Below are 25,604 nucleotides of genomic sequence, written 5' to 3' on the forward strand. Positions count from 1 at the left end.
CCTACAGGGGGTGTTTCAACCCGTCAGGTGCAGCACGAAGGATTCATAAGGGCGTAGCACCAGCGTGCTCGTGCGCGGTGGGCAATCGGGGTAGTTGCTGATCAGCAGGCGTTGCTCGTTCGCGGCGTTGATCACGCCTTCGGGCAGTTGGATCTCGCACGGTGATCCATAGAAGTTGTTGACTACCAACAGGCGCTCGCCATGGCCTTCACGCAGGTACGCCCAGACCTGGAGATGGTCTTGCAGCAACGGGCGGTAAACACCTTGCTGTATCAGTGGTTCGCGACGGCGCAAGTCGATCAGCCTGCGGTAGTGATGCAGCACTGAATCGGGGTCATCCATCTGGCTTTCGACGTTGATCTGCGCGGCATTGGCGGGGATGCCGATCCAGGGTTCACCGCGACTGAACCCCGCATTCGCTTCAGTGCTCCACTGCATGGGCGTGCGCCCGTTGTCGCGGGACTTCTGTATGATCGCCGCCATGCTCGAGGCTTCGGACTCGCCCGCATCGCGCTTGAGCCGGAAGATGTTCAGGGTTTCCACATCACGGTATTGCGAGATGCTGTCAAAGCCGGGGTTGGTCATGCCCAGCTCTTCGCCCTGATACACATACGGCGTGCCCTGCAGAAAGTGCAGCGCCGTGGCGAGCATCTTGGCCGAGACCACGCGGTATTCGCCGTCGTCACCAAAACGCGAAACCACCCGCGGCTGGTCGTGGTTGCACCAGAACAACGCATTCCAGCCGCCACCGGCCTGCATGCCCATCTGCCAGTCGGACAAAATCTGCTTGAGTTGCAGGAAGTCGAAGTCGGCCTTCACCCACTTTTGCAGGTTGGGGTAATCGACTTTCAGGTGATGGAAGTTAAACGTCATCGACAGTTCTTTAGACGCTGGATTCGAGTAGCGAATGCAGTGCTCCAGGCGAGTAGATGACATCTCGCCCACGTTGATCAGGTCATGGCCTTCAAAGACTTCGCGGTGCATTTGCTGCAGGTATTCATGCACGTTCGGGCCGTCGGTGTAGAAGCGGCGGCCATCGCTGTTGTCCTCGGGGAAATCGGCGGGCTTGGAGATCAGGTTGATCACATCCAGGCGGAACCCACCCACGCCTTTGTCGCGCCAGAAGCGCATCATCTTGAACACTTCGGCGCGCACCTGGGGGTTGTCCCAGTTGAGGTCGGCCTGGGTGTGGTCGAACAGGTGCAGGTAGTACTGGCCGGTCTGCGCTTCGTATTCCCAGGCCGAGCCGCCGAACTTGGACTCCCAGTTGTTCGGCTGGTCGCGCCAGATGTAGAAGTCGCGGTAGGGGTTGTCGAGGCTGCTGCGCGCCTGCTGGAACCATTCGTGTTCGATGGAGGTGTGGTTGACCACGATGTCGAGCATCAGCTTGATGCCACGCTTGGCGGCTTCGCTGATTAGCAGCTCGCAATCGGCCATGGTGCCGTAGCTGGGGTCGATGGCGTAGTAGTCGCTGATGTCGTAGCCGTTGTCGCGCTGGGGCGAGCGCAGGAACGGCGTAACCCACAGGCAATCCACGCCCAGCCACTTGAGGTAGTCGAGTTTGTCCACGATGCCCAACAGGTCACCGGTGGCGTTACCCGCGTGGCTGTGGAAGCTTTTGGGGTAGATCTGGTAGATCACCGAGTGTTGCCAGGTTTGCATGGTGGGTTCCTTCAGTAGAGTTGGGTGCTGGCCCTTCTGGCCTCATCGCAGGCAAGCCAGCTCCCACACTTGAATGTGTTCACAAATCACTGTGGGAGCTGGCTTGCCTGCGATAGCGATCTTCAGGCGACCCGGTAACCAGGCCGAACGATCTTCATGCTCAACATGCACGTCAGCGCAAAAGGCACGACCATCGCCACGACCATGCCAATCACGAACATCGGAATGGCGCTCGGCACGATCGAGATAAACCCGGGCAACCCGCCGACGCCGATGGCCGAGGCCTGCACCTTGTTCAACGACAGGAAAATGCTGCCCAGCGCCGAGCCCAGCAGCGCGGCATAGAACGGAAACTTGAAGCGTAGGTTCACCCCGAACATCGCCGGCTCCGTGATGCCGAAGTAAGCGGAAATCGCCGAGGTCGAGGCCATGCTTTTGTCCCGCGCGTTGCGGGTCATGTAGAACACTCCGAGGGCGGCGCTGCCCTGGGCCAGGTTGGACATGACGATCATCGGCCAGATAAAAGTGCCGCCCTGGGTAGAGATAAGCTGCAGATCGACGGCCAGGAACATGTGGTGCATGCCGGTGATCACAAGCGGCGCGTAGAGCAGGCCGAAAATCGCGCCGCCGATCATCGGGGCGATCTCGAACAGCGTCACCAAACCCTCGGTAATCAGAATGCCAAGGTGACGGGTCACCGGGCCGATGATCGCCAAGGCCAGCACGCCGGTGACGACGATGGTGGTGATCGGCACGACCAGCAGTTGAATGGCATTCGGCACCCGCGCCCGCAGCCATTTTTCGATCACGCTCATGACAAAGGCGGCCATCAGGATCGGCAGGATCTGCCCCTGGTAACCCACCTTCTCGATCTGGAACCAGCCGAAGATATCGAAGTACGGCAGGCTCTGGCCGTCGAGGCCGGCGACCGCCTTGCCGTAGTTCCAGGCGTTGAGCAGGTCGGGGTGCACCAGCATCAGGCCCAGCACGATGCCGAGGATTTCACTGCCGCCGAACCGCTTGGCCGCCGACCAGCCCACCAGCGCCGGCAGGAACACGAAGGAGGTGTTGGCCATCAGGTTGATCAGGCTCCACAGGCCATCCAGGTTCGGGTAGGCCTCCAGCAGCGTCTTGCCTTCGATGAACATGCCCTTGGCGCCCATCAGGTTGTTCACGCCCATCAACAGGCCGGCGATGATCAACGCTGGCAGGATCGGCATGAACACATCGGAGAACACCCGCACCAGGCGCTGCATGGGGTTGGTCTTGTCGCCGCCGGCTTTCTTCACGTCGGCGATGGTGGAGGCGGCCAGGCCGGTCAGTTCGCGCAGGGCGGCGTAGACCTTTTCCACTTCGCCGGGGCCGATCACTACCTGGAACAGGCCACCGGTAAAGAACGACCCTTTGACCAGGTCGACCTGGTTCAGCGCACTGCTGTTGACCAGGCTGGGGTCCTTGAGTGCCAGGCGCAGGCGGGTCACGCAATGGGCGGCTTGCTCAAGGTTTTCGCGGCCCCCGAGGTTGTCGAGAATCTCGCGGGCAATCGTTGAATAGTCGTGGCTCATGCTCGTTTTCCACTGTGATTGTTTTTATGGGTGGCAGTCGTTGGCAGCACGCCGAGAAGGGAAAAGTACTCGTCTGTACGAGTTAAATCAACAACTCGTCTGTACGAGTTACACTTTTGTTTATGCCTGCGAGCTTTCTGTCAGATTTTTCCCCAGCTCGCACCGCTGTCCAATGGACAAACCCCACCTCTGCCACTATGGTTCCTGCCTTGAACGCGCAGTCCACCTTCATAACGCCGGGCAAGAGCCATCCCATGAGCAAATACAACCAGATCTATACGGATCTGCTTGCCAGCATCACCACCGAACGCCTGCAGCGCGGTACGCGCCTTCCCTCCGAAACCGAACTGATGGACGCCTACCAGGCCAGCCGTGGCACCGTGCGGCGCGCCATCGAACAGTTGCAGGAACGTGGCTTTGCACAAAAAATCCACGGCAAGGGCACCTTTGTGTTGTCGCCCAACCCGATTGAGTTCCAACTGGGCGGCATCGTCAGCTTCCACGAGACCCACGCCGACCTGGGTGATGACGTACGCACCGAGGTGGTCGAGTTCACCCAGATCCCGTTGGAAGGCTCACTGCTGCAACACATCGAGGCCGAGCCCGGCACCCTGATCACGCGCATCAAACGGGTACGCCGCATCGGTGGCAAACGGGTGATCCTGGACATCAACCACTTCATCAGCGACCTGATTCCCGGCCTGGACCGCGACATCGCCGAGCAGTCGATCTACGCGTTTATCGAGCAAACGCTGCAGTTGCAGATCAGCTACGCGCAACGCACCATCGAAGCCTTGCCGCGCAGCAAGGACGACCAGGCGCATCTGGATTTGGATGGGCAAAGCCATGTGATTGTGGTGAGCAACCAGACGTTTTTGCAGGATGGAAGGCAGTTCGAGTACACCGAGTCGCGGCATACGTTGGATAAGTTTTACTTTTCGGATGTGGCGCGGCGGTAAGCGTAAGCCGTGAAACCAACTGACACCACGAAAAATACCCTTCACGAAAAACCTTCTTCGTAGTGACTGCATTAACTGTTGCGCAGACGTCGTACACATTATCCGAGTCAAACCAAGGGAGAGAATACGATGTTCAGGAAGAGCTTGGTGTCGAGTATGTACGCGTTGCTATTGATCGGCTGCACCGGCAGAGGCTTTCAACCACCGTCGCCGGAATTTACCAATTGGAAGAAGATCGGGGTGTCTGAAGAGGGCGTCAAACACGCCATGACCACATGCGGCTATACCAACCTGATAGGGACGGGCGACAAAACCCCGATTGACCAGGTGCTCACGCGGTTTTATTGCATGAAAGACGCAGGTTTCAAGCGCACAGATAACATTGACCTTTGCAAGGAAGGCCGCATCGGCGAATCACCCGTTTGCGAAGGCCGCCGGTAATCCGTCAGCAAAAAGACACAAGGTGCTTGGCGATGCACAAAGCTGCCAGAATTTGCCAGACCCAAAAAGCCAAAAGCCCGCTATTACGCGGGCTCCAGGGCATTTGATGCTAGATCGTGCCGGACAATGCCGGACGCCCCATCATTCCCACTCGAACATAAACATACTTCATAAGCTGAAACACGCTCGCCTATGGGAATGACTGAACGTGCTGGACGGCAATCAAACAGTGCATAACCGCTATGAGGATGCCGGGGCCGCTTGCAAACCCTTCTAGAGCGACTCACCCTACGGCGTCTCACACTTATCCGAGTCAACCCATAAGGAAGAACGCCATGTCCACTAGGAGCCTGTTGCTGAGTTTTTGCGCTGTGTTACTGGTTGGCTGCACGGGAAGGGGCTTTCAACCGCCGCCTCCGGATTACACAAAATGGTACAAGGAGGGCGTCTCGCAGACCGGGATCATTGCTGCGATGCGTGCGTGCGGATATACCAATGTTGATGGCGCAGGAGACAGGTCGCCAATCGATGTGAGGTTAATGAATTTCTATTGCATGAAAGACGCGGGCTACAAACGCAAAGATAACTTGGACATGTGCAAGCTCGGTCGTATTGGTGAGTCTGCGGTGTGTGACGGGCGCCGGTAATCAGGCACAGTCCGGGGCGCTCATGGACATGGAGCATGTGATGTTGCTGACTCGAAATCAGTGGTTGGGCCTGAGCCTTCTGGTAGCAGTTGGGGGCTGTACCCCTTTTCAACCGCCGCCAGGGGACTACACCCAATGGAAAAAGAAGGGCGTCTCCCAGCAGGGCGTCGATGACGCAATGCGGGCTTGCGGGTATACCAATCTTGATGGCGTTGGCGACAAGTCGCCGATTGATGTGGTGCTGACGCGCTTCTACTGCATGAAGGATGCGGGTTTTATCCGCACGGACGATCTGGACCTGTGCAAGCAAGGCCGCGTTGGCGAATCGCCGGTGTGCGACGGCCGCCGTTAACCCATTACTAAAAGGACACAGGGAATGAACAATCTACGCAACGGACTGTATGGCGCCGCATTGGCCCTGGCGGCAACAGCGCTGGGCGGTTGCGCCTCCTCGGCCGCGATCACCGGCGAGCCTGGGGTAAACATGGGCGACAGCTATCAGAAGGTGCTCGCGGTGGTCAGCCGCACCAATACCGTGACCAAACAGGTCGATGGCCAAGGCTTCCGGGCGGAGGGTTACTCAGCGATGTTCAAGGACTGTCGCGTCAAATACTTTCTGTTCCAGGACGCCGATGGTTTGCAGCGCGTGAGCTATGAGCCGGCGCCACATCTGTCGGTCAACCAGAACTGCCGCCAGCCTTAACTTCCCCCTACGAGTCAATGCCTGATGAGACTGTTGCCTGTAATCCCCGCCGTGCTGCTGCTAGCGCTCGGCGGCTGCGGCCAAGTGGCGAACGTGCGTTCGCTGTCCACCGGCTACGAGCCCCCGCAGAGTGGCGAGACCGCGCGTATCCGCCTGCTCACCGACGGCCTGGTGCGCGCCGTGCCGGGGCGTGATTGCCTCGACTGGAACGTGCCCGGCGCGGGGGTAATGGCGTCGGCGAAACCCGGCTTCCCCGACCATAACGGCGAAAACCTCGGCATTCCCGGACCGATCTTTTCGTGGGCCGGTGCGGTCTCGTCGGAGCTGGTGGTGCCGGCGAACAAGCCGATCGCGTTCCATTATCTGGGGCGCCTGCAATATTCCCGGCAGTGTGCCAAGACCATGACCTTCGTGCCTCGGCCCGGCGTGGACTACATGGTGCAGGCCACCATGTCGGCGGACTGTTCGTTCCAGCTGGATGAATTGGAGGCGGGCGGCAAGCAGTGGGCCATGACCCAACCGCAGCCAGCGGGGAAGGTGTCGATGTGCAACGCGATTGATAACTTCTAGCCCGAAATCTGCGCGGGTTGAAGGCTGCGCGTGACGTTATTCAAAACACACGCCAACACCCTAGGGGAGATGGGCAAACAGTTATTGCTGACATCTGCGCTGCTAAGCGTTTTCGATACCATGCCGGCATTCCTTGTCCGGGACATGGTATCGATCTAGCTCTCTCAAATACGTACGATGGGCGCCATTAAAAACGCCATTGATGACGTATCAAACATAACTATTCAATTTTATTTTTTAAAATAAAATCAAATAGTTACTATACAGCTTTACTCCCACTCAATCGTCGCCGGCGGCTTGCTCGACACGTCATAAGTCACGCGGGAAATACCTTCGATCTCATTGATAATCCGGCCGCTGACCGTCTCCAGCAGTTCGTAAGGCAGGTGTGCCCAACGCGCTGTCATGAAGTCGATCGTCTCTACGGCACGCAGTGCAACAACCCACGCGTAACGGCGGCCATCGCCGACAACGCCAACCGATTTCACCGGCTGGAACACCACGAATGCCTGGCTCACCTTGTGGTACCAGTCGGCCTTGCGCAGTTCTTCGATGAAGATGTGGTCGGCGCGACGCAGCAGGTCGGCGTATTCCTTCTTCACTTCACCCAGGATACGCACGCCCAGGCCCGGGCCTGGGAATGGGTGGCGGTAGACCATGTCGTACGGCAGGCCCAGTTCCAGGCCCAGACGGCGGACTTCGTCCTTGAACAGTTCGCGCAGCGGTTCTACCAGCTTGAGGTTCATTTCCTCAGGCAGGCCGCCCACGTTGTGGTGGGACTTGATCACGTGGGCCTTGCCGCTCTTGGCGCCGGCCGACTCGATCACGTCGGGGTAGATGGTGCCCTGGGCGAGGTACTTGATGTTGTCCAGTTTGGTGGACTCGGCATCGAATACGTCGATGAAGGTGCGGCCGATAATCTTGCGCTTCTTCTCCGGGTCGGACTCGCCGGCCAGGTTGTTGAGGAACTGGTCCTCAGCGTTGGCGCGGATCACCTTGACGCCCATGTTCTCAGCGAACATGGCCATCACTTGCTCGCCTTCGTGCAGGCGCAGCAGGCCGTTGTCGACAAATACGCAGGTCAGCTGGTCGCCGATGGCTTTGTGCAGCAAGGCCGCCACCACCGAGGAGTCAACGCCGCCGGACAGGCCGAGCAGCACGTTGTCGGTGCCGACCTGGGCGCGCACTTGGGCGATGGCGTCTTCAGCGATTTTCGACGGGGTCCACAGGGCTTCACACTCGCAGATGTCGAGGATGAAACGCGACAGGATGCGCCCGCCTTGCTTGGTGTGGGTCACTTCCGGGTGGAACTGAACGCCGTAGTAACGACGCTCGTCGCTGAACATGCCAGCGATCGGGCAGCTCGGGGTGCTGGCCAGGATGTGGAAGTCTTCCGGCATCTTGGTGACCTTGTCACCGTGGCTCATCCACACGTCGAGGCCGAACAGGCCGTCGGCGTCGATGTGGTCTTCGATACCGTCCAGCAGGCGGCTCTTGCCGACCACGTCGACACGGGCATAACCGAATTCACGCAGCTCGGAACCTTCAACCTTGCCGCCCAGTTGCTCGGCCATGGTCTGCATGCCGTAGCAGATGCCGAACACCGGCACGCCCAGGTCGAATACCGCCTGCGGGCAGCGCGGGCTGTTGGCTTCGTGAACGGACTCGGGGCCACCGGCGAGAATGACGCCTTTAGGTGCGAATTCGCGGATCGCTTCATCGTCCATGTCGAACGGGTGCAGTTCGCAGTACACGCCGATTTCACGCACGCGGCGGGCGATCAGCTGGGTGTACTGGGAACCGAAGTCGAGGATCAGGATGCGGTGGGCGTGAATGTCGAGGGCCATGAAGTCAGTCTCGTCTAATGAATCAGAAACAACTCGGGGCTGAAGAACAGCCCCGGTTACTTAACATTTTGCTGGAAGGCTCAACCTACACGGTAGTTTGGCGCTTCCTTGGTGATCTGCACATCGTGAACATGGGATTCAGCCATGCCGGCGCCGGTGATCCGCACGAACTCTGGCTTGGTGCGCATTTCTTCGATGTTGGCGCTGCCGGTGTAGCCCATCGAGGAACGCAGGCCGCCCATCAGTTGGTGGATGATCGCGCTCAGGGTGCCTTTGTACGGCACACGGCCTTCGATGCCTTCCGGTACGAGCTTCTCGGCGCCTGCCGAAGAGTCCTGGAAGTAACGGTCGGAAGAGCCTTGCGCCTGGGACATGGCGCCCAGCGAACCCATGCCACGGTAAGCCTTGTACGAACGGCCCTGGAACAGTTCGATCTCGCCCGGCGCCTCTTCAGTACCGGCAAACATCGAGCCCATCATCACGCAGGAGGCACCGGCAACGATGGCCTTGGACAGGTCACCGGAGAAACGGATGCCGCCGTCGGCGATCAACGGTACGCCTGTGCCTTCAAGGGCAGCGGCAACGTTGGCGATGGCGCTGATCTGCGGCACGCCCACACCGGCAACGATGCGCGTGGTGCAGATGGAGCCTGGGCCGATACCGACCTTGACTGCATCGGCGCCCGCTTCGGCCAGGGCCTTGGCGGCAGCGCCGGTGGCAATGTTGCCGCCGATCACCTGCACGTCAGGGAAGTTCTGCTTGACCCAGCGCACGCGGTCGATCACGCCTTTGGAGTGGCCGTGGGCGGTGTCGACCACCACCACGTCAACGCCAGCAGCGACCAGCGCCGAGACGCGATCACCGGTGTCTTTACCGGTGCCGACTGCAGCGCCAACACGCAGACGACCTTGGTCATCCTTGCTGGCCAGCGGGTAAGCCTTGGCTTTTTCGATGTCGTTGACGGTCATCATGCCTTTGAGGGCGAATTTGTCGTCGACGATCAGCACGCGCTCGATGCGGTGCTTGTGCAGCAGTTCGCGCACATCGTTCTTGTCGGCGCCTTCCTTGACGGTGACGAGGCGCTCTTTAGGCGTCATCACTTCACGGACGGTGACTTCAAGGCGGTTCTCGAAACGCACGTCACGGGAAGTGACGATGCCGACCAGGTCGCCATCGTGCAGCACCGGGACGCCGGAGATGTTGTGCATGCGAGTGAGTTCGAACAGGTCACGCACGGTGGCGTCAGCTTCGATGGTGATCGGATCTTTCACCACGCCGGCTTCGTAACGCTTGACCTTGCGCACTTCGGCAGCTTGCTGCTCGATGGTCATGTTCTTGTGGATGATGCCGATGCCGCCTTCCTGAGCCATGGCGATTGCCAAACGGGCTTCGGTGACGGTGTCCATGGCAGCAGAAACCAGGGGAATATTCAGCTCGATGCCACGGGTTAGGCGGGTCTTGAGACTGACTTCGTTAGGAAGCACCTCGGAATAACCGGGCACTAGGAGAATGTCGTCGAATGTCAGAGCTTCTTGGCTGATACGCAGCATCGCGGGGGCTCCCGAGCGGGAAAATGGAAGCGCGCCATTATATACATGCACCCTGCCGGGCTCAATGTAAAACTCTGACAAACTTGGTAATACTGATAGATGGAGAAAACGCGCCGCTTTTTCTGTAGGAGCGAGCTTGCTCGCGAAGGAGGCAAAGGCACCGCGTTAAATCAGACTCACCCCGTTATCGTTGACGATTTTCGCGAGCAAGCTCGCTCCTACAGCTCAACTTTGACCCAGGCAATCTTCTGGTCCAACCAGTCGGCAAACTCGTCGATAAAGCTCTGCTTGAAGCCCGCCTCCGCCCAGTTGTTGAAGATGAAGCCCAGGTTGGAAAACCCGCATTCCTGCAGGAATAGAAAGCCGTTGATGTCGTCTTCATGCCCACACAGCGGGCAAGTGAAGTTATCGGTGTGACCGGGCATCCAGTCTTCCAGGCTTTCAAACAGCGCCTCGCCGACTTCCTTGAGGCACTCCGGGCAGCCGGCTTCTTCGAGAAAACCCTTGGCCGGGGTATAGATGCACCGCTTGTAGATGATCTCCAAACCGTTGACCGGCTCGTTGAATGGCAGCGCCTCGGGGTGCAGCACCACGGCGCGGGCACCATCGGCCAGGGCATAGCCCATGCGGTTGCCGGTGCGGCCGCAGGTGGTGAGCTCTTCCTTGATGATGTTCTTGCGCACCAGCCAGCGCACGATTGCCCGGGCGCGGGGTTCGTGGACGGGTAAGGTGGAGATTTTCGGGACAAGGATGCTTTGGGAATTCATGGGAGTCCTGCGGTGTGCCGTCTGACGCCTTCGCGAGCAAGCCCGCTCCCACATTCGACCGCGATCCTGCAGGATTAAATGCGGTCAACTGTGGGAGCGGGCTTGCTCGCGAAGAGGCCCTGAAGGCTGGCAGCTTAATCCCTGAAAAAATGAGGTCAAGTACTCAAATACCGCCCGATCAACGCAATACCACTGGCCAATACCAGCCAGGTCACCAACCGCACGAACGCCTCACGGGACAGCCGCATCGTCAGCCTGCGCCCACACCACAGCCCCAGGGCCATCGCTGGCAACAGGCAAACCGCCAATATCAATAACGGCCAATCGGCATACACCCCGGCAATCAGGAACAGACTCAAACGCACAACCGTGCTGCAACTGATCAGCGCGCTTTGCGTAGCCCGCGCAGCGTCCTTGGGCAAACGGCTATTGAGATAGATCGCATATAAAAAGCCGCCACTGCCAAATAGCGCACCAAACAGGCCACCCACAGTGCCCATGGGAATCGACCACCCCGCCGCCAACTGAGTCGGCCGTGCTTTCACCGCCAGGCTGTAAATCGCGTAGGCGCTGATAAACAGCCCCATCAACAACAGCAACAGGTCCGAATGCAGGTTAAGCAAAAACACCACCCCCAAGGTGCAGCCGATGGCCATGCAGGGCAGCAACCGCAACAGTTCCGGCTTGTTCACATCGCGCCGGGTTTGCAACAGGCCGCCAAACGCCGCGACAAAGTCCAGAAGCACCAGCAACGGGATGATCTTCGACAGCGGCATGAATAAAATCAGGATCGGCCCCGCCACCAGCGCGGTGCCGAATCCGGCAATGCCGAACACGATGTAAGCCACCGTCACGCCCAGGCCGATCACCAACCAATCAACACCGCCGAACGACCACTGGCTCATCAGCTCAACCGGGCTCATGACTTATTCCTTCTATTTCAGATGCCACTCACTTTAGCCATCGACGAGCGTTGCGACTAATATCTTCAAAGCTTGCCACCCATCTCAAAAAGGCATGACTTGTGATCTCCACTCGCCAACTGCGTTATTTCGTCGAAATCGCCGACAGCGGCAGCTTCAGTGCCGCGGCCGAACGTCTGTTCGTGGCGCAATCGGCGTTGAGTCGGCAGATCAAGGCGCTGGAATCCCACCTGCAAACCCCGCTGTTCGAACGCACTGCACGCCAGCCACGGCTGACGGCCGCCGGCGAAGCCTTCTACCCACGAGCGCGCAACCTGCTGAGTGAGTTGCTCAAGGCCAGCGACCTGGCGACGCAAGTGGGCCAGGGCCAGCTCGGCACCTTGCGCCTGAGCCATTCAAGCACCGTGCCGATGAGCGGCGCGTTACTGCAAGGCATCAGCATGTGGCTGGAGCACTGTCCGGGTGTGTCGATGGATATCGTCAAGCTCTCCTCCGAAGCCCAACTGGAAGAAATCGCCGAGGGGCGCCTGGACGTCGGCCTGCTGCGGTTGCCGGTGTTGCGCCAGCGCGAAGGCGTGCGCGTGGTGCCTTTGTACACCGAGCCGTTGGCGCTGGCGGTGCCGACGGGCCACCCGTTGGCACGCGGCGACGCAGCGGTGGAGTTGGCGCAACTCAAGGACCAAGCGTTTATCTCGATCCCCCACCCTCAGCGCGGCGGGCTGAGTTATCTGTCAGCCGAATTGTGCATGCGCGCCGGTTTTTTCCCCAAGGCGGCGCGGGTGATGTCGCGCAAGACCACGCAGTTGCAATTGATCCAGGCCGGTTTCGGTATTGCCTTGTTACCAAAATCCATGCAGGACATTGCCCCGCCCCATGTGCATTTTTTGCCCTTGGCCGACCCGGACTGCCACAGCACCGTAGCGCTGGCCTGCGCGCAAGCGCCGAACGCGTTGGTGGAGCAATTCTGTCAAACCCTGCACGAATGCCTATAAACTGCCGCCCATGATTAAAGATCCTTTTGCCCGTTTGGGCCTGGACCGCGAAGTCCTGACTGTCAGCCAGCTCAACGGCCGTGCGCGGGTGTTGCTGGAAGACGTATTCACCAATATCTGGGTGGAAGGCGAGATCTCCAACCTCGCCCGCCCGGCTTCCGGCCATGTGTATTTCACGCTCAAGGACAGTGGCGCCCAGGTGCGTTGCGCGCTGTTTCGCAATAACGCGGCGCGGGTACGCCAGGCGTTGAAGGACGGCCTGGCGGTGAAGGTGCGTGGCAAGGTCTCGTTGTTCGAGGGCCGTGGCGATTACCAACTGATCCTCGACACCGTGGAGCCGGCCGGGGATGGTGCACTGCGCCTGGCCTTTGATGCTTTGAAGGAAAAACTCAGCGCCGAAGGCCTGTTCAGTGCCGAACGCAAAGTGGCGCTGCCGGTGCATCCTCGGCGCATTGGCATTATCAGCTCGCCCACCGGTGCGGTGATTCGCGACATCATCAGCGTGTTCAGCCGGCGTGCGCCGAACATTGAACTGACCCTGATTCCCACAGCTGTGCAAGGCCGCGAAGCGATCGCGCAGATTGTGCGGGCGCTGAAACTCGCCGACGCACGCGGTTTCGACGCGCTGATCCTGGCCCGTGGCGGCGGCTCCCTGGAAGACCTCTGGTGTTTCAACGAAGAAGCCGTGGCCCGCGCAATCGATGCCTGCGTTACCCCTATCGTCAGTGCCGTCGGCCATGAAACCGATGTGTCCATCAGCGACTTCGTGGCGGACGTCCGCGCCCCTACCCCCTCCGCCGCCGCTGAGTTGCTCGCCCCGGACGCCAGCCACCTGGTGCGCCAGGTAGAGAACCTGCAGCGGCGCCTGGTGATGCTGATGCGCAACCGCCTGAGCCACAGCCGCCTGCGCCTGGAAGGCATGGCCCGCCGCTTGCGTCACCCTGGTGAGCGCTTGCGCCAACAGGCCCAGCGCCTGGATGACCTGGACATGCGCTTGCGCCGTGCGTTTGAGCGCAGCCTCAATACCCGTCGCGAGCGCTTGATCCGCCTGGAGACCCGCCTCGCCGGCCAGCACCCGGGCCGTCAACTGGCCCTCTTGCGCCAACGCCTGGACAGCCTCGCCGAACGCCTGCCCCGCGCCATGCGCGAAGGTCTCAAGGCGCGGCGCCTGCAACTGCAGAGCCAGGTGCAGACGTTGCAGGTGGTCAGCCCGCTGGCAACCCTGGGCCGTGGCTACAGCATCCTGTTGGACGAGCGCGGCCAGGCGATTCGCAACGCCGCACAAACCCACACCGGCCAGCGCCTCACCGCGCGCCTGGGTGAAGGCCAATTGCAAGTGCGGGTGGAAGACAACCACCTGACACCCGTCACCCTTTCATTATTGGATTGATCGATGCCACGCCTACTGAGCCTGTTGATGCTGTTGTGCCTCACGTTTAACGCCCACGCCGACAGCTACATCACGCGAACCCTGAACAAACCGGTGCCTGGCGGCGTGGCCGTCGTCGAACTAGGCCCTTCGGCCACAGCGCCGAAAGCCACCTACCAGGGCAAGCCGGTGCTGGTGGTCAAGGAGCAGGACAACTGGCTGGCGATTGTCGGCATCCCGTTGACGGTCAAGCCCGGTAACGAGCGCATCAGCAGCGGTGGGCGCAACCTGCCGTTTATCGTCGGCTACAAGAAGTACCCGGAACAGCGCATCACCTTGAAAAACAAAAGCCAGGTCAACCCCGACCCGGCCCAGCTCAAGCGCATCGAAAATGAGCTGGCCGTGCAGATCAAGGCTTACCGCAGTTTCAGCCCGAACCTGCCGAGCAACCTGGTGCTGGATAAACCGGTGAGCGGGCCGCTGTCGAGCAAGTTTGGCGTGCGGCGCTTCTTCAACGGTGAAGAGCGCAACCCGCACTCGGGCCTGGACTTCGCGGTACCGGCCGGTACGCCGATCAAGACGCCTGCGAACGGCAAGGTGATCCTGGTGGGCAATTACTTCTTCAACGGCAACACGGTGTTCGTCGACCACGGCCAGGGCTTTATCAGCATGTTCTGCCATATGTCCAAAATCGACGTGAAGGTGGGCCAGCAACTGGTACGCGGCGCAGTGGTGGGCAAGGTTGGCTCGACAGGCCGTGCGACCGGGCCGCATATGCACTGGAACGTCAGCCTCAACGATGCCCGGGTAGACCCGGCGATATTCATCGGTGCGTTTCAGCCCTGATTTTTATCCAATGCCCTGACACCGGGCATACCTCTTTCCTTACATTTGCAACCGGAACCAACCGACCATACCCCATCACTTACCTGGCGACTTACAAGGACCGTAACGACACCATTTCCATTAAGTGATGAGGTTGTTTCTATGCTTGCGCCAGCCAGTTCTACAGTCCAAAAACCTTTGGATCAGCATCAACCCTTTCCCCAACCTGCCGGAACACCGACACCCCAGCTAGAAAAAAGCCAGGCCGCCCCGGTCGTAGCGTCTTCGACCTACGCACCAGACGACTTGCCTGTACCCGATTCGCCAAGTACGCCACCTGCCACCGTCACACCTCCACGCAATAGCAGTCTCATAGAGCAACACAATGAAGCCGCCCATGCGATACAGCAGCTCTACAAAGAGCAACCGAACTTCAAGACTTTCCTGCAGCAACAACTGGCCACACTGTTTCCTGACCAGCCCCACCTCAATGTTGCAGACCTCACCTTCAAGCGTTGGGGCAAGCAAAACGATGGCAGTATAAAAACGCTGTCGGTAGAACCCTTTCTCGACGCACTGCATAAAGAAATCCAGGAACAGCTGCGTAACCCGGGGAAAAAAGCAGGCGAAGGCAACAACCTATACGGGGATTTTTTCACCCGAGGCAGCACCGGTGCGCCGCCCACCCTGATTACCCCTGCGCACTCACTGCACACGATTGCCCAGCGCATCGTCCAATACGCGACCACGCAACAGAAGTTCTGGACCACACCTCGCCAAAGCCCGCACAACCCGCACGTGCGAACCACACCACAGAACGAACTGTTGGCCTTGTACAAGCAGCAACTGGCAACCGTGGCCGCAGCGCGCGCCAACGATGGCACCTTGAGCCCGGCGAGCAAACAACTGATCGACACGGCGCTGCAATACCCCACCTTGGCCGCGCGGGAAAATGCCTTTGCTGACGGTGCCCGCCCTGGGGTGTACCCACTCACCGTGGATGACGGTACTGAACGGGGTGCACTGCTGGCGGGGACCTTCCTCATCACCCAGACCGACGGCTCCTTCGCGACTGAGCCCGCATGGCCTAAAGGTCGGTCCTTGGCGCTCGACGACAGCCACGGCCCGGTGGTTCTGTATACCCCCAGTAAAGGGTTCGAGGAGTTCGCCACACCCGCCCAAGCCCGCGAAGCATTGGCCAAGCGCCTTGATGACGGTGGAGTAGAGGCCGAACTGTTGTTGCAAACGCTGCCGTTGGCGCTGCAAAACCGAACAGAACAGCCCTCGGGAGATGACCTGACATGGCGCGTTGAGCCTGTGGCTGCGGAGGTACTGGCAGAGGGCATTCCGTGGATGCTCAAGCGCCAGCAAGAGGAAATCAATAAACAGCTCATCCAGACACTGACAGCCACTACACCAGCCAACCCACTGACAGACCCGACGTCAGCCCAAGCCATAGATGACGCCGCCGACTGGTCGTACCAGCTCGACAGCACCAATGCCCTGTTGGCTTACAACGCCAAGTTGATCGAAAAACAACAACCGCAGTGGTTGAAAAACCTGACCCCGGCTCAAGAAGCCATCTTCCTGAAACTGGAACAGTGGGAGAAAAAGAGCACTGACGCGTTACTGCCCCTGCTTGAAAAAATCCCGTCCCTGTCGGACTTCGCTCGCAACAGGATGAACGAGGCTATCAGGAAGCTGTACCCCACTGCGCAGATTGATGCCGATAAATTAACGGTGAACATAGACCAAACCACAACCCGGGACAATTCGACCAACTTCGTCCTAGCGGACGTGGCCATGTCAATAATGGGTAACCGCGTAACGACCTCGTCAGAACAAAAACAGCTTTCACTGACGGATCTGGCGCTGAAAAACCCCACCGGTTTTCTTCCAAGAAGTATTCAGAAAAAAACCACTATCACACTGACCCTGCCGTTGATTGACACCCAGGGCAACCCGATTCGCGATAGCCGTGGCAAGCCGATCATACTCAATGATGAGCAGCTAAAAGCCTTGATCAAGGCTGCAGATGTGGGCGGCCAATACGACAAGCTGCTTAAAAAAGAACTGGCACCTGATGCCCCTTCACCTCTACGGGAGGCGTGGAAATCCAACCTGAGCGATGCCATGGAGAAAGACGCCTTTCTCGCAGAGCTCAACCCTACGGCCTATACAGAGCAGGCCGCCGAAGACAAGAACAGCAAACGCGCAGCGCAATGGGTTACGGCAATCCTGGACCACCCCGACCCCGCCAACCGCCCCAAAGTCGATGGCCAGAACATTATCGCCAATGCCCTGTACGACTACGGACAGCCGGTCCATGGAGTGATGGTGATTGGCAACAAGGTCGATTCTTCATTGGTGCTCTACACGCCCAAGGCGCCCGACGGCATCGCGTTTCGCGAAGTTGCGGACCAGAAGGCAATGGACGCCTTATTGAAAAAAGACGCGTGGAAAGCCTATATCGCGGACAGAAAATCACCGGTCAAGAAAGATGATGTAGCTGAATTCGACGAGGTCGTCAGGGATATCCCCAACAATCCATTCACCGCCCTGGCGCCCGATAAAGTCCTGGACATAGCCGACAAAAGTACAAAGGTCATGCTCGGTGGCTCTTCACTCAAACCAATAAGGGGCAATGTCCAGGATCACCTGTACCAGCAAAACGTTCAGATGATCGTCGACAAGGCAGACCATCAATCCGTCAGCAGTGCAGAAGTGGCCAAGCAATCGTTCATCAATAAGGCCACGTTTGGCGTCGAAGTGGGAATGGTATTCCTGGATTTTTTGCCAGGTGCCGGCAAGGTCGCAAGCACCACTACTCATCTGAGCAAAGCCGCTTTAATCGCTTTGCGCGCCAACAGAAAACTGTTGCCCAAGCTCATGAAAAATCCCGGCCTGGCGCAGACGCTTTATATTGATTTCCTACTGGCTACAACCGGTATCAAGGGTGTGCGTGCAGGGCCACTACGGCCTGTCTTCAGACAGTCGACAACGGCACGCGCGCCTGCGCCACGTCAAGTGACCGGCACCTCGACGGGAACCCCGCCCAGCACACCGCCAGCCACCGCCTCTACCAGCAGTGGCTTGACCACCGTCGCCACCCCGGTCGCCCGGCCAACCCGCGACCTGAGCGCCTACACGGTGCCGAATGAGGTCATCACCGGTCGCCCGTTAAGGCCCGACGGCACGTACAACGTGGGGGACAACTGGTACGTGCGCTTTACCGACAGTACCGGAGAAAACCGGGTTTACCAGATCGACTCGGCATTCCACGCCCGCAGCGGGCAAGTCAATATCATTGATCCGAATGCCCCTGCGACGGCGTCCAGAAGCAGCAGGACGGTGGCCTCCCTGCAATCGGCGGGCAATGGCGAATGGCGCATCAATCAACTGCCTGGTGGCAGGCGGCATAGGAAAAATCACATTCAACAACACTGGAATATAAATTTCGTCGATTACCTGATCGTAGGCCTACCTGATTCAAGCACCCAACCATGCTACAGGCGCATGGCGATACGCTGGTTCAGAGAAGGGATGACTGAATCTTATGCCAATCATGCCGTCGCACCGATACCTCGCCCGAACATGCCGGCTCTGACGCCTGACGCCTCTCCCGGCGAAATGACACGTGAACTGCTGCGCGTCTCGGACGGTATCGTATTTGGAGAGAAGCACGATCAGATTTCCACCAACGTCATGCTGATAAAGAACATGCAGGGTTACGCAGATTCAGGCGTCACGACCCTGTACCTGGAGGGGGCCTACTGGAATAGCGCCAGCGGGGTGGGTGGGGTATGGCAGACGCCCGCTGATGCGAAAAAGTATAAACGCGGTACGCCTACACGCGATGACGTGCTCGCTGCCGCGCAACAACATGGTATTAAAATCGTAGGTCTCGAACATGAACATATGACGATGCACATAACCCGAACGCCCATAGGTGAAGCAGGTAACGCGGCGCACACCACTGACCGGCTGCGTGAGTTCAATTACTTTGCCAGCAAGATTATTCAGCAGACCCCCCCTGGGGAAAAGTGGATCGCCGTAGTGGGAAGAAGGCACATGAACACCACCCAGGGCGTCCCCGGCATCGCTGAGCAAACCGGGGCCGTCAGCGTAGGCGTGTATGACGCACCGCAGGGCGCCAGCAGTAATGCCGTCAGAAACACCGGCTCGCGTCCGGCACCTGAAGAAAAGTTCGCCGCCGATGCAACGGTGGGGGACTACCAAGTCCACCAGAACGTCGACCCCTACCTCAAAACGTCTTGATCAACCTGACGACGGCGCGCTGATTGAATCAGCGCGCCACGCCACACACCTGCCCGCCTTTACCACCGCCCCCTCAAAAGCGGTGACTTCGAAGCAAGCTGTTGCACACCTCTTACAGTTGCGACAGGAACCATCCGACATTCACCACCCACCTATTCCACAACTTACACGGAGCGTAATGAGCATGACCTGACCAATGGAAATCCGAAACTTGTGAGACTCGCTCTATGTACTCTCTGACCCAAGCCTTGGCAGCACGACACGCACACCAAATCCTGACCGATTCTGCGGTTCCGGCATCCCCCGCTCTTCCCACGCCTTCTAGTACGACACAAGCGCTTGCTCGCGCTTCAACCTACGCCCCCGACACTCCCCCCGTCCCCACTTCGCCCGGCATAGCCAGCGCGCAAATGCGTTACCCCCACTTGGAGAAACATTTCAAACCCAGCAAACAATTAGCCTACACCGTTGAACACGCCCTCCTGACGGAGGACATGCAGCGCCTGCACAACCAACAGCCAAGCTTCAAAGCCTTCATACAGGCGCAACTCGAGGAAGCATTCCCCGCCGTCCGGCCTCTGGACGCCGAGACAATGAGCATCAATCGTTACCGCATTAACGGCAATGAGGTGTCACTGGAGTCATCCGAACCGCTAATGACCGCCCTGGCCAGGAGGGTCCAAGACATTCTGGCTAATCCCGACAAACTGATCAGCCCTGAGCGCGACATACACACCCAATTCACTCATCGCACCAGCCTGGACGACGATCTGGCACTGCCCGCCGCCACCACGAGCACCTTGCAAACCATCGCGCGTAGCATCGCCACGCAGTACCCACAAGCAATTGAACGCTATTGGAACACCGCCAGCCCGGTGCATGAAGACCCGAGCAAGCACGAGTCGCCATTGAATCAGCTGTTGACCCTGCACAAACGCCAATTGTCGATCCTGGCAGCCTTGCGTGTCAGCGATCAAACCCTCAGTCCAGAAAGCAAAGCACTGATCGACGACGCGCTGCGATACCCCACGTTGGATGCCCGCGAGAAAAACTTCGCCGATGGTGATCGACTGGGTGTGTACCCCATCACGGTCGATGACAAAACCGAACGCGGCGCGATGCTGGCGGGCGCGTTTCTTATCACCAAAAACGACGGCTCACAGGCCCTGCCGCCTACCTGGCCGAATGGGCGCACCCTTGAACTCAACGACACCCATGGCCCCGTCGTGCTGTACACACCCGGCGAAGGATTCGAAGAGTTTGCAACGCCCGCCCAGGCACGTCAGGCACTGGCCGAGCGACTGGATCAAGGCGGCACCGCGGCCCAGCTATTGCTACAAACCCTGCCACCGGCCCTGCAAAACCCGGCTGACGGTTTCTCCGGCGATGACTTGATGCGCAGCGCCTCGCCATCGTCCGGGGATGTGTTGGCAGAAGCCGTGGCTTGGATGGTCAGGCGCCAGCAAGCAGAAACCAAGGCAGGTTTGGACAACGCATTGGCCCCAGGCAGCACCACCAGCCCTTTGCTCGACAACGCCTCAGCCCAAGGCATCGATCACGCGGCTGACTGGTCGTATCTGCTCGATGGCAGCAATGCAATGCTGGCCCGGGATGCGAGACTGACTGACAAAAACCAACCGCAATGGTTGAAGAACCTGTCTGCGGCTCAAGAAGCGGTGTTTTTGCATTTGGAGCGTGTGCAAGACAAAAGCCTGGAGACACTGGCGCCACTGCTCGCAAAAATCCCGTCCCTGGCAGACTTCTCACGGGACAGACTGAATGCGGCCATCAAGAAGCAGTACCCGTACGCTGCGGTCGATGCTGACCAATTAAAGGTACAGATACGCACCCGCACCGGCATTCAGGGTGGGCGTGGGACTGGTCAGCCGCTTTATGACAAACAGCACTCCGTCTCGCTGACCGACCTGGCGCTGGACAATCCCAGTGGTTTTCCAGCCATCGAGAGGGGCACGTTTACCGATGTAAAAATGACCTTGGCATTGCTCGACACGCAAGGCAGGCCCGTCCTGGACGTGGCTGGCAAGCCGGTGATCCTGGACACCGACGCGCTTAAAAAGCTGGTCAATACCGTCGATGTCGGCGGCGAATACACCAAGCTGCTCAAACAGGAGATGGCCACTGACACCGAGGTTGGCAGCGCCGCGCAATTGCGTACCGCCTGGAAAGCCAACTTGGAAGACGCGATGATCAAGGAGGCGTTTTTATCAGAACTCAATCCCGACGCTTACACGGAAAAAGCCCAGCAAGACACTAGCACCAAGCGTGCGGTGCAGTGGGTTGATGCGGTAGTGGACCACCCCAATCCCGTCACGCGCCCCCACGTGGATGGAAAAAACATCGTGGCCAACAGCCTTGTCCACCGTGGGTTGGCGGTGCAAGGCGTGATGGTGATCGGCAATCAGACGGACTCGGCATTGGTGCTTTACACCCCCAAGGCTCCCGACGGCATCACCTTTCGCGAAGTGGCGGACCACAAAGCCCTGGATGCCCTTCTGGCTAAAGGTGAGTGGGCGTCCTATATCGCAAAAAGAAAATCACCCGTCAGTAAAGATGACATCGCGCAATTCCAAGAAGCCCTTAAAGAAAAGGCATACAACCCTCTGACGCTGATCTCCCCTGAACTGATCATTTCATCGGTCAAGCTACTGGGCAGTGCGATCAGCCTGAAGCCGATCGAAGGCGATGTTCAGGAACACCTGTACACACAACACGTACAGATGGTGCTCGACCGAGCGGATCATCAGTCGGTAAGCAGTGAGGAAGTGGCGAAGCAATCCACCCTCAACAAAATCGAGTTCGGCCTCGAAGTGGCCTTGATCTTCGCGGACCTGATACCCGTGGTCGGTAAAGGGGTGTCCTCAGGTGTTCGACTGGGTAAAGCCGGTGTGACTGCGCTGCGCGCCAATAGCAAGATCTTGCCGCACTTGATCAGAAAACCTGGCTTGGCACGCACGATCTACAGTGACTTCAGCCTGGCTGCCACCGGCATCTCCAATCTTCGTGCGGCCCCCATGCGACCGGTATTCAGAGCCACCGGCCAAGCCGGCCCGCTGGTGGCACGCTCGGGCCCCAGAGCGCTGCCGGCGCCCGCCATCCCTCCCACGGCAGTCGCCTCCACCAGCAGCGGCGTCACCACCGTCGCCACGCGCCCCTCGACCACGGTCGCCGTGCCAAACCGCGACCTGAGTGCTTACGCCGTAGCCGACGACGTCATCCGTGGGGCGCACCTAGGGTCCAACGGCACCTATAACGTCGGTGGTAATTGGTATATACGGTACACCGACGTTACCGGAGAAAACCGGGTTTATCAGATCCACTCAGCGTTCCACGCCTCCAGCGGGCGGGTCGATATCATCAACCCCAATGCCCCGGCGACGGCTTCCAGAAGCGAGAGGACAGTGGCGTTTCTGCAATCGGCAGGAAATGGTGAATGGCGGCTCAATCAGATGACGGGTGGCGTTCAACCAGGCAATGCTCTGCCCCAAGCCCCTGAACGATATATGGATAGAGTGCTCTCGGGGGCAGCTGCCGATGACTTTGTAAACCCAACGGATGCGACAGTCAGAACTATCCGCAGATGGCACAGGCGCGATATGAAGGCCCACTACAAAAAACTCCGAAAAGCAGGAGCGACTCAACGGCCTTCCGTACCTGCACTGACGTCCAAGAGCACCTCGCCGAAAACGGCCATTGAGAATATTCTTTCTCAACCGGGAGTACGCGGCATCGTAATCGGTGAATCACACAATGACCCTGCACCTTTTCAACTGCTGATTGATCAGATGCAAACTTTCGCCAATAGCGGTGTGACCACCATTTACCTTGAAGGCGCCCCGTTTATTGAAGGCTCTTCGAGATTAAATGCTTCGGCGTTAACAGAGGCTCATGCTCAATACCTGTCACCTCGCCACTATGACCCCGAATATACGGGCGGCCCCACGATGCTGGACGTCATCATCGAAGCCGGGAAACACGACATTAACGTCATAGGGCTCGAGCACTACGAATTGACCCTGCACTCCGGGAAGGCCGCCGCATGGAGAGCCCACCCCGGTTACCTGAACGAACGCCTTCCAGAGTTCAACTATTACGCGTCACAAATCATCCAGAAAACCCCACCTTGGGAAAGATTCGTGAGCGTTGTGGGTAGCGCGCATATGAATAATTTTGTGGGTGTGCCGGGCATCGCGGAACAGACGGGAGCGGTCGGGATATCCGTATCATCCGCCTTGAAAGGTACCTCAAGCCGAGTTCGTCAGCCTCCCCATACCAAGCCTGCCCCGATCAAACTCACGCGGGGCGGCAACTTTCGACCCGTGGGAGACGTGAACATCGAATACAACATAGATGGCCTGCTCGTCTGAGGGCTCCTTGCAAACACCACCACGCAGCCTTTGGGCTGCGTGACCACTATTGCTTACAAAAAACCAAACAGAGAATAAATATTAGAAAACCTGCAAATACCAACAATAAAAAACCAACAAAACAGGAAAAAATAGAAGTTATACCAATTTTTTTTCGATGCTTGCCATCCCTCAGTCTCGCGGTTAGGGTTGACTGCATGAAAACCTCTCACACCCTCATTCAGCTCCGCCAGCACCGCAGCCTGTGCCTCGTCAGCGCACGACTGCCAGGCTGAATCGATCTGCCTCGTCTTCACGTTTTATCCCCAATAACAGTGCTACGGCAGGCCGCCTTTTTTCGGCCCCTACAACCAAGGATTTCCCGATGAGCATGCTCAAAGACCCGTCTTCGAAATACCGCGCGTTCCCGACCATCGACATCCCGGACCGTACCTGGCCGTCGAAAACCATTACCCAAGCGCCGATCTGGTGCAGCTCCGACCTGCGTGATGGCAACCAGTCGCTGATCGAGCCAATGGACGCGGTGAAAAAGCTGCGCTTCTGGAAGACCCTGGTGGCCGTTGGCGTGAAGGAAATCGAAGCCTCGTTCCCGGCCGCTTCGCAAACCGACTTCGACTTTGTGCGCACTCTGATCGAAGACAACCACATCCCCGAGGACACCACCATCCAGGTGCTGACCCAGGGCCGTGAAGACTTGATCGCACGCACCTTCGAATCCCTGCGCGGTGCCAAGAAAGCCATTGTGCATTTGTACAATGCCACTTCGCCGTCGTTCCGCCGCATCGTGTTCAACCAGGACAAGGACGGCATCAAGGCCATCGCGGTCAACGCCGCCAAGCTGTTCGTCAAGTACGCTGCCCAGCAGCCGGAAACCCAGTGGACGTTCGAATACTCCCCAGAGACGTTCAGCGCCACTGAGCTGGAGTTCGCCAAGGAAGTCTGCGACGCGGTGATCGAGGTGTGGAACCCGACGCCTGAGCACAAGATGATCCTCAACCTGCCCGCCACGGTTGAATGCGCCACCCCTAACATCTACGCCGACCAGATCGAGTGGTTCGGTCGCCATATCAACCGTCGTGACAGCGTGATCATCAGCCTGCACACCCACAATGACCGCGGCACTGGCGTGGCGGCCACCGAGTTGGGCCTGATGGCCGGCGCCGACCGTGTGGAAGGCTGCCTGTTTGGCAACGGCGAGCGTACCGGTAACGTCGATCTGGTCACCGTGGCGCTGAACATGTACACCCAGGGCCTGGACCCGCAGTTGGACTTCTCCGACATTGACGGCGTGCGCAAAGTGGTCGAGGAGTGCAACCAGATCCAGGTGCATCCACGTCACCCGTATGTCGGCGACCTGGTGCATACCGCGTTCTCCGGCTCGCACCAGGACGCGATCCGTAAAGGCTTCTCCCAGCAGAAAGACGATGCCTTGTGGGAAGTGCCGTACTTGCCGATCGACCCGGCGGATATTGGCCGCAGCTACGAGGCGGTGATCCGCGTGAACAGCCAGTCGGGCAAGGGCGGCATCGCCTACCTGCTGGAGCAGGAATACGACATCAGCTTGCCGCGTCGCATGCAGATCGAGTTCAGCCAGGTGGTGCAGGCCGAAACCGACCGCGTGGGCCTGGAGATGACCGCGCCACAGATCTACGCCTTGCTGCAGCGTGAATACCTGCAAGCCAACACGCCGTATGCGTTGGTCAGCCACCGCCTGCAGGAAGAGAACGGCAACAGTTTTGTCGAGGTGGAGGTCTCCGGCAAAGGCCAGGGCGAAACCAACCTGCACTGGAAAGGCAAAGGCAACGGTGCGTTGGAAGCCTTGGTGGCCGGCTTGCCGATTGGCGTTGAAATCATGGACTACAACGAGCACGCGATTGGTGCGGGTACCAATGCCAAGGCGGCGGCTTACATTGAGCTGCGCGTGAACGGCGAACGCCCGGTGCATGGTGTGGGGATCGATGAAAACATCACCACGGCCAGCTTCAAGGCGCTGTTCAGTGCGCTGAACCGTTCGTTGAGCCAGTTGGAAGCCAAAGCGGCGTAACTTTATCGCAGCAATGCAAAAGGCCCCTGGGTGAGAATCCAGGGGCCTGATCGTTCCCACGCTCTGCGTGGGAATGC

The 25,604-nt window shown here is 58.8% G+C and carries 18 protein-coding genes; 12 read left to right on the plus strand and 6 right to left on the minus strand.

Annotated features, from left to right (window positions below):
• Positions 1-15: 15 nt before the first annotated feature.
• Positions 16-1,662 carry an alpha,alpha-phosphotrehalase gene (gene treC / locus ACWHXD_RS25470; protein WP_138762241.1) on the minus strand — a complete coding sequence of 549 codons (1,647 nt, stop codon included), beginning with the start codon at positions 1,660-1,662 and terminating at the stop codon, positions 16-18.
• A 122-nt stretch (positions 1,663-1,784) separates the two neighbouring features.
• The gene (treP, locus tag ACWHXD_RS25475) at positions 1,785-3,227 is read right to left on the minus strand and encodes a PTS system trehalose-specific EIIBC component (RefSeq protein ID WP_014719803.1); all 1,443 of its coding nucleotides are present in this window, start codon (positions 3,225-3,227) and stop codon (positions 1,785-1,787) included.
• A gap of 254 nt (positions 3,228-3,481) precedes the next feature.
• Here treP and treR point away from each other — a divergent pair, with 254 nt between their 5' ends.
• From treR to ACWHXD_RS25505, 6 genes are all read left to right on the plus strand, one after another.
• The gene (gene treR / locus ACWHXD_RS25480) at positions 3,482-4,186 is read left to right on the plus strand and encodes a trehalose operon repressor (RefSeq protein ID WP_032895407.1); all 705 of its coding nucleotides are present in this window, start codon (positions 3,482-3,484) and stop codon (positions 4,184-4,186) included.
• Positions 4,187-4,315: 129 nt separating this feature from the next.
• Positions 4,316-4,627 (plus strand): hypothetical protein, encoded by a 312-nt coding sequence (locus ACWHXD_RS25485; protein WP_032895406.1) that lies wholly within the window; start codon positions 4,316-4,318, stop codon positions 4,625-4,627.
• Between the two features lie 335 nt (positions 4,628-4,962).
• On the plus strand, positions 4,963-5,274 hold the full coding sequence (locus ACWHXD_RS25490; protein WP_032895405.1) for a hypothetical protein: 312 nt from the start codon (positions 4,963-4,965) through the stop codon (positions 5,272-5,274).
• 40 nt (positions 5,275-5,314) lie between these two features.
• Complete coding sequence (locus tag ACWHXD_RS25495; RefSeq protein ID WP_138762240.1) at positions 5,315-5,626, plus strand: hypothetical protein; 312 nt, start codon at positions 5,315-5,317, stop codon at positions 5,624-5,626.
• 24 nt (positions 5,627-5,650) lie between these two features.
• Complete coding sequence (locus ACWHXD_RS25500; RefSeq protein ID WP_032895404.1) at positions 5,651-5,977, plus strand: hypothetical protein; 327 nt, start codon at positions 5,651-5,653, stop codon at positions 5,975-5,977.
• Between the two features lie 24 nt (positions 5,978-6,001).
• On the plus strand, positions 6,002-6,547 hold the full coding sequence (locus tag ACWHXD_RS25505; RefSeq protein ID WP_084571015.1) for a hypothetical protein: 546 nt from the start codon (positions 6,002-6,004) through the stop codon (positions 6,545-6,547).
• A gap of 269 nt (positions 6,548-6,816) precedes the next feature.
• Here the strand turns inward: ACWHXD_RS25505 and guaA are convergent, their stop codons facing one another.
• From guaA to ACWHXD_RS25525, 4 genes are all read right to left on the minus strand, one after another.
• On the minus strand, positions 6,817-8,394 hold the full coding sequence (gene guaA / locus ACWHXD_RS25510) for a glutamine-hydrolyzing GMP synthase (RefSeq protein ID WP_003193997.1): 1,578 nt from the start codon (positions 8,392-8,394) through the stop codon (positions 6,817-6,819).
• A gap of 80 nt (positions 8,395-8,474) precedes the next feature.
• Positions 8,475-9,944 carry an IMP dehydrogenase gene (gene guaB / locus ACWHXD_RS25515; RefSeq protein WP_003193998.1) on the minus strand — a complete coding sequence of 490 codons (1,470 nt, stop codon included), beginning with the start codon at positions 9,942-9,944 and terminating at the stop codon, positions 8,475-8,477.
• 218 nt (positions 9,945-10,162) lie between these two features.
• Complete coding sequence (locus ACWHXD_RS25520) at positions 10,163-10,711, minus strand: hypothetical protein (protein WP_032895403.1); 549 nt, start codon at positions 10,709-10,711, stop codon at positions 10,163-10,165.
• 155 nt (positions 10,712-10,866) lie between these two features.
• Positions 10,867-11,634, minus strand: a complete 768-nt coding sequence (locus tag ACWHXD_RS25525; RefSeq protein ID WP_138762239.1) for a sulfite exporter TauE/SafE family protein — start codon at positions 11,632-11,634, stop codon at positions 10,867-10,869.
• A 101-nt stretch (positions 11,635-11,735) separates the two neighbouring features.
• Here ACWHXD_RS25525 and ACWHXD_RS25530 point away from each other — a divergent pair, with 101 nt between their 5' ends.
• From ACWHXD_RS25530 to leuA, 6 genes are all read left to right on the plus strand, one after another.
• Entirely contained in the window at positions 11,736-12,626 is an 891-nt protein-coding gene (locus ACWHXD_RS25530; protein ID WP_138762238.1) for a LysR family transcriptional regulator, read from the plus strand.
• A 10-nt stretch (positions 12,627-12,636) separates the two neighbouring features.
• On the plus strand, positions 12,637-14,016 hold the full coding sequence (xseA, locus tag ACWHXD_RS25535; protein ID WP_044268078.1) for an exodeoxyribonuclease VII large subunit: 1,380 nt from the start codon (positions 12,637-12,639) through the stop codon (positions 14,014-14,016).
• Positions 14,017-14,019: 3 nt separating this feature from the next.
• Complete coding sequence (locus tag ACWHXD_RS25540) at positions 14,020-14,841, plus strand: M23 family metallopeptidase (protein WP_098950435.1); 822 nt, start codon at positions 14,020-14,022, stop codon at positions 14,839-14,841.
• A 141-nt stretch (positions 14,842-14,982) separates the two neighbouring features.
• Complete coding sequence (locus ACWHXD_RS25545) at positions 14,983-19,098, plus strand: membrane-targeted effector domain-containing toxin (protein WP_138762237.1); 4,116 nt, start codon at positions 14,983-14,985, stop codon at positions 19,096-19,098.
• Between the two features lie 425 nt (positions 19,099-19,523).
• Positions 19,524-23,483 carry a membrane-targeted effector domain-containing toxin gene (locus tag ACWHXD_RS25550; protein ID WP_238344562.1) on the plus strand — a complete coding sequence of 1,320 codons (3,960 nt, stop codon included), beginning with the start codon at positions 19,524-19,526 and terminating at the stop codon, positions 23,481-23,483.
• Positions 23,484-23,847: 364 nt separating this feature from the next.
• Positions 23,848-25,527 (plus strand): 2-isopropylmalate synthase, encoded by a 1,680-nt coding sequence (gene leuA / locus ACWHXD_RS25555; protein WP_014719812.1) that lies wholly within the window; start codon positions 23,848-23,850, stop codon positions 25,525-25,527.
• Positions 25,528-25,604 lie beyond the last annotated feature (77 nt).

It is taken from the genome of Pseudomonas fjordensis, from assembly GCF_976987115.1.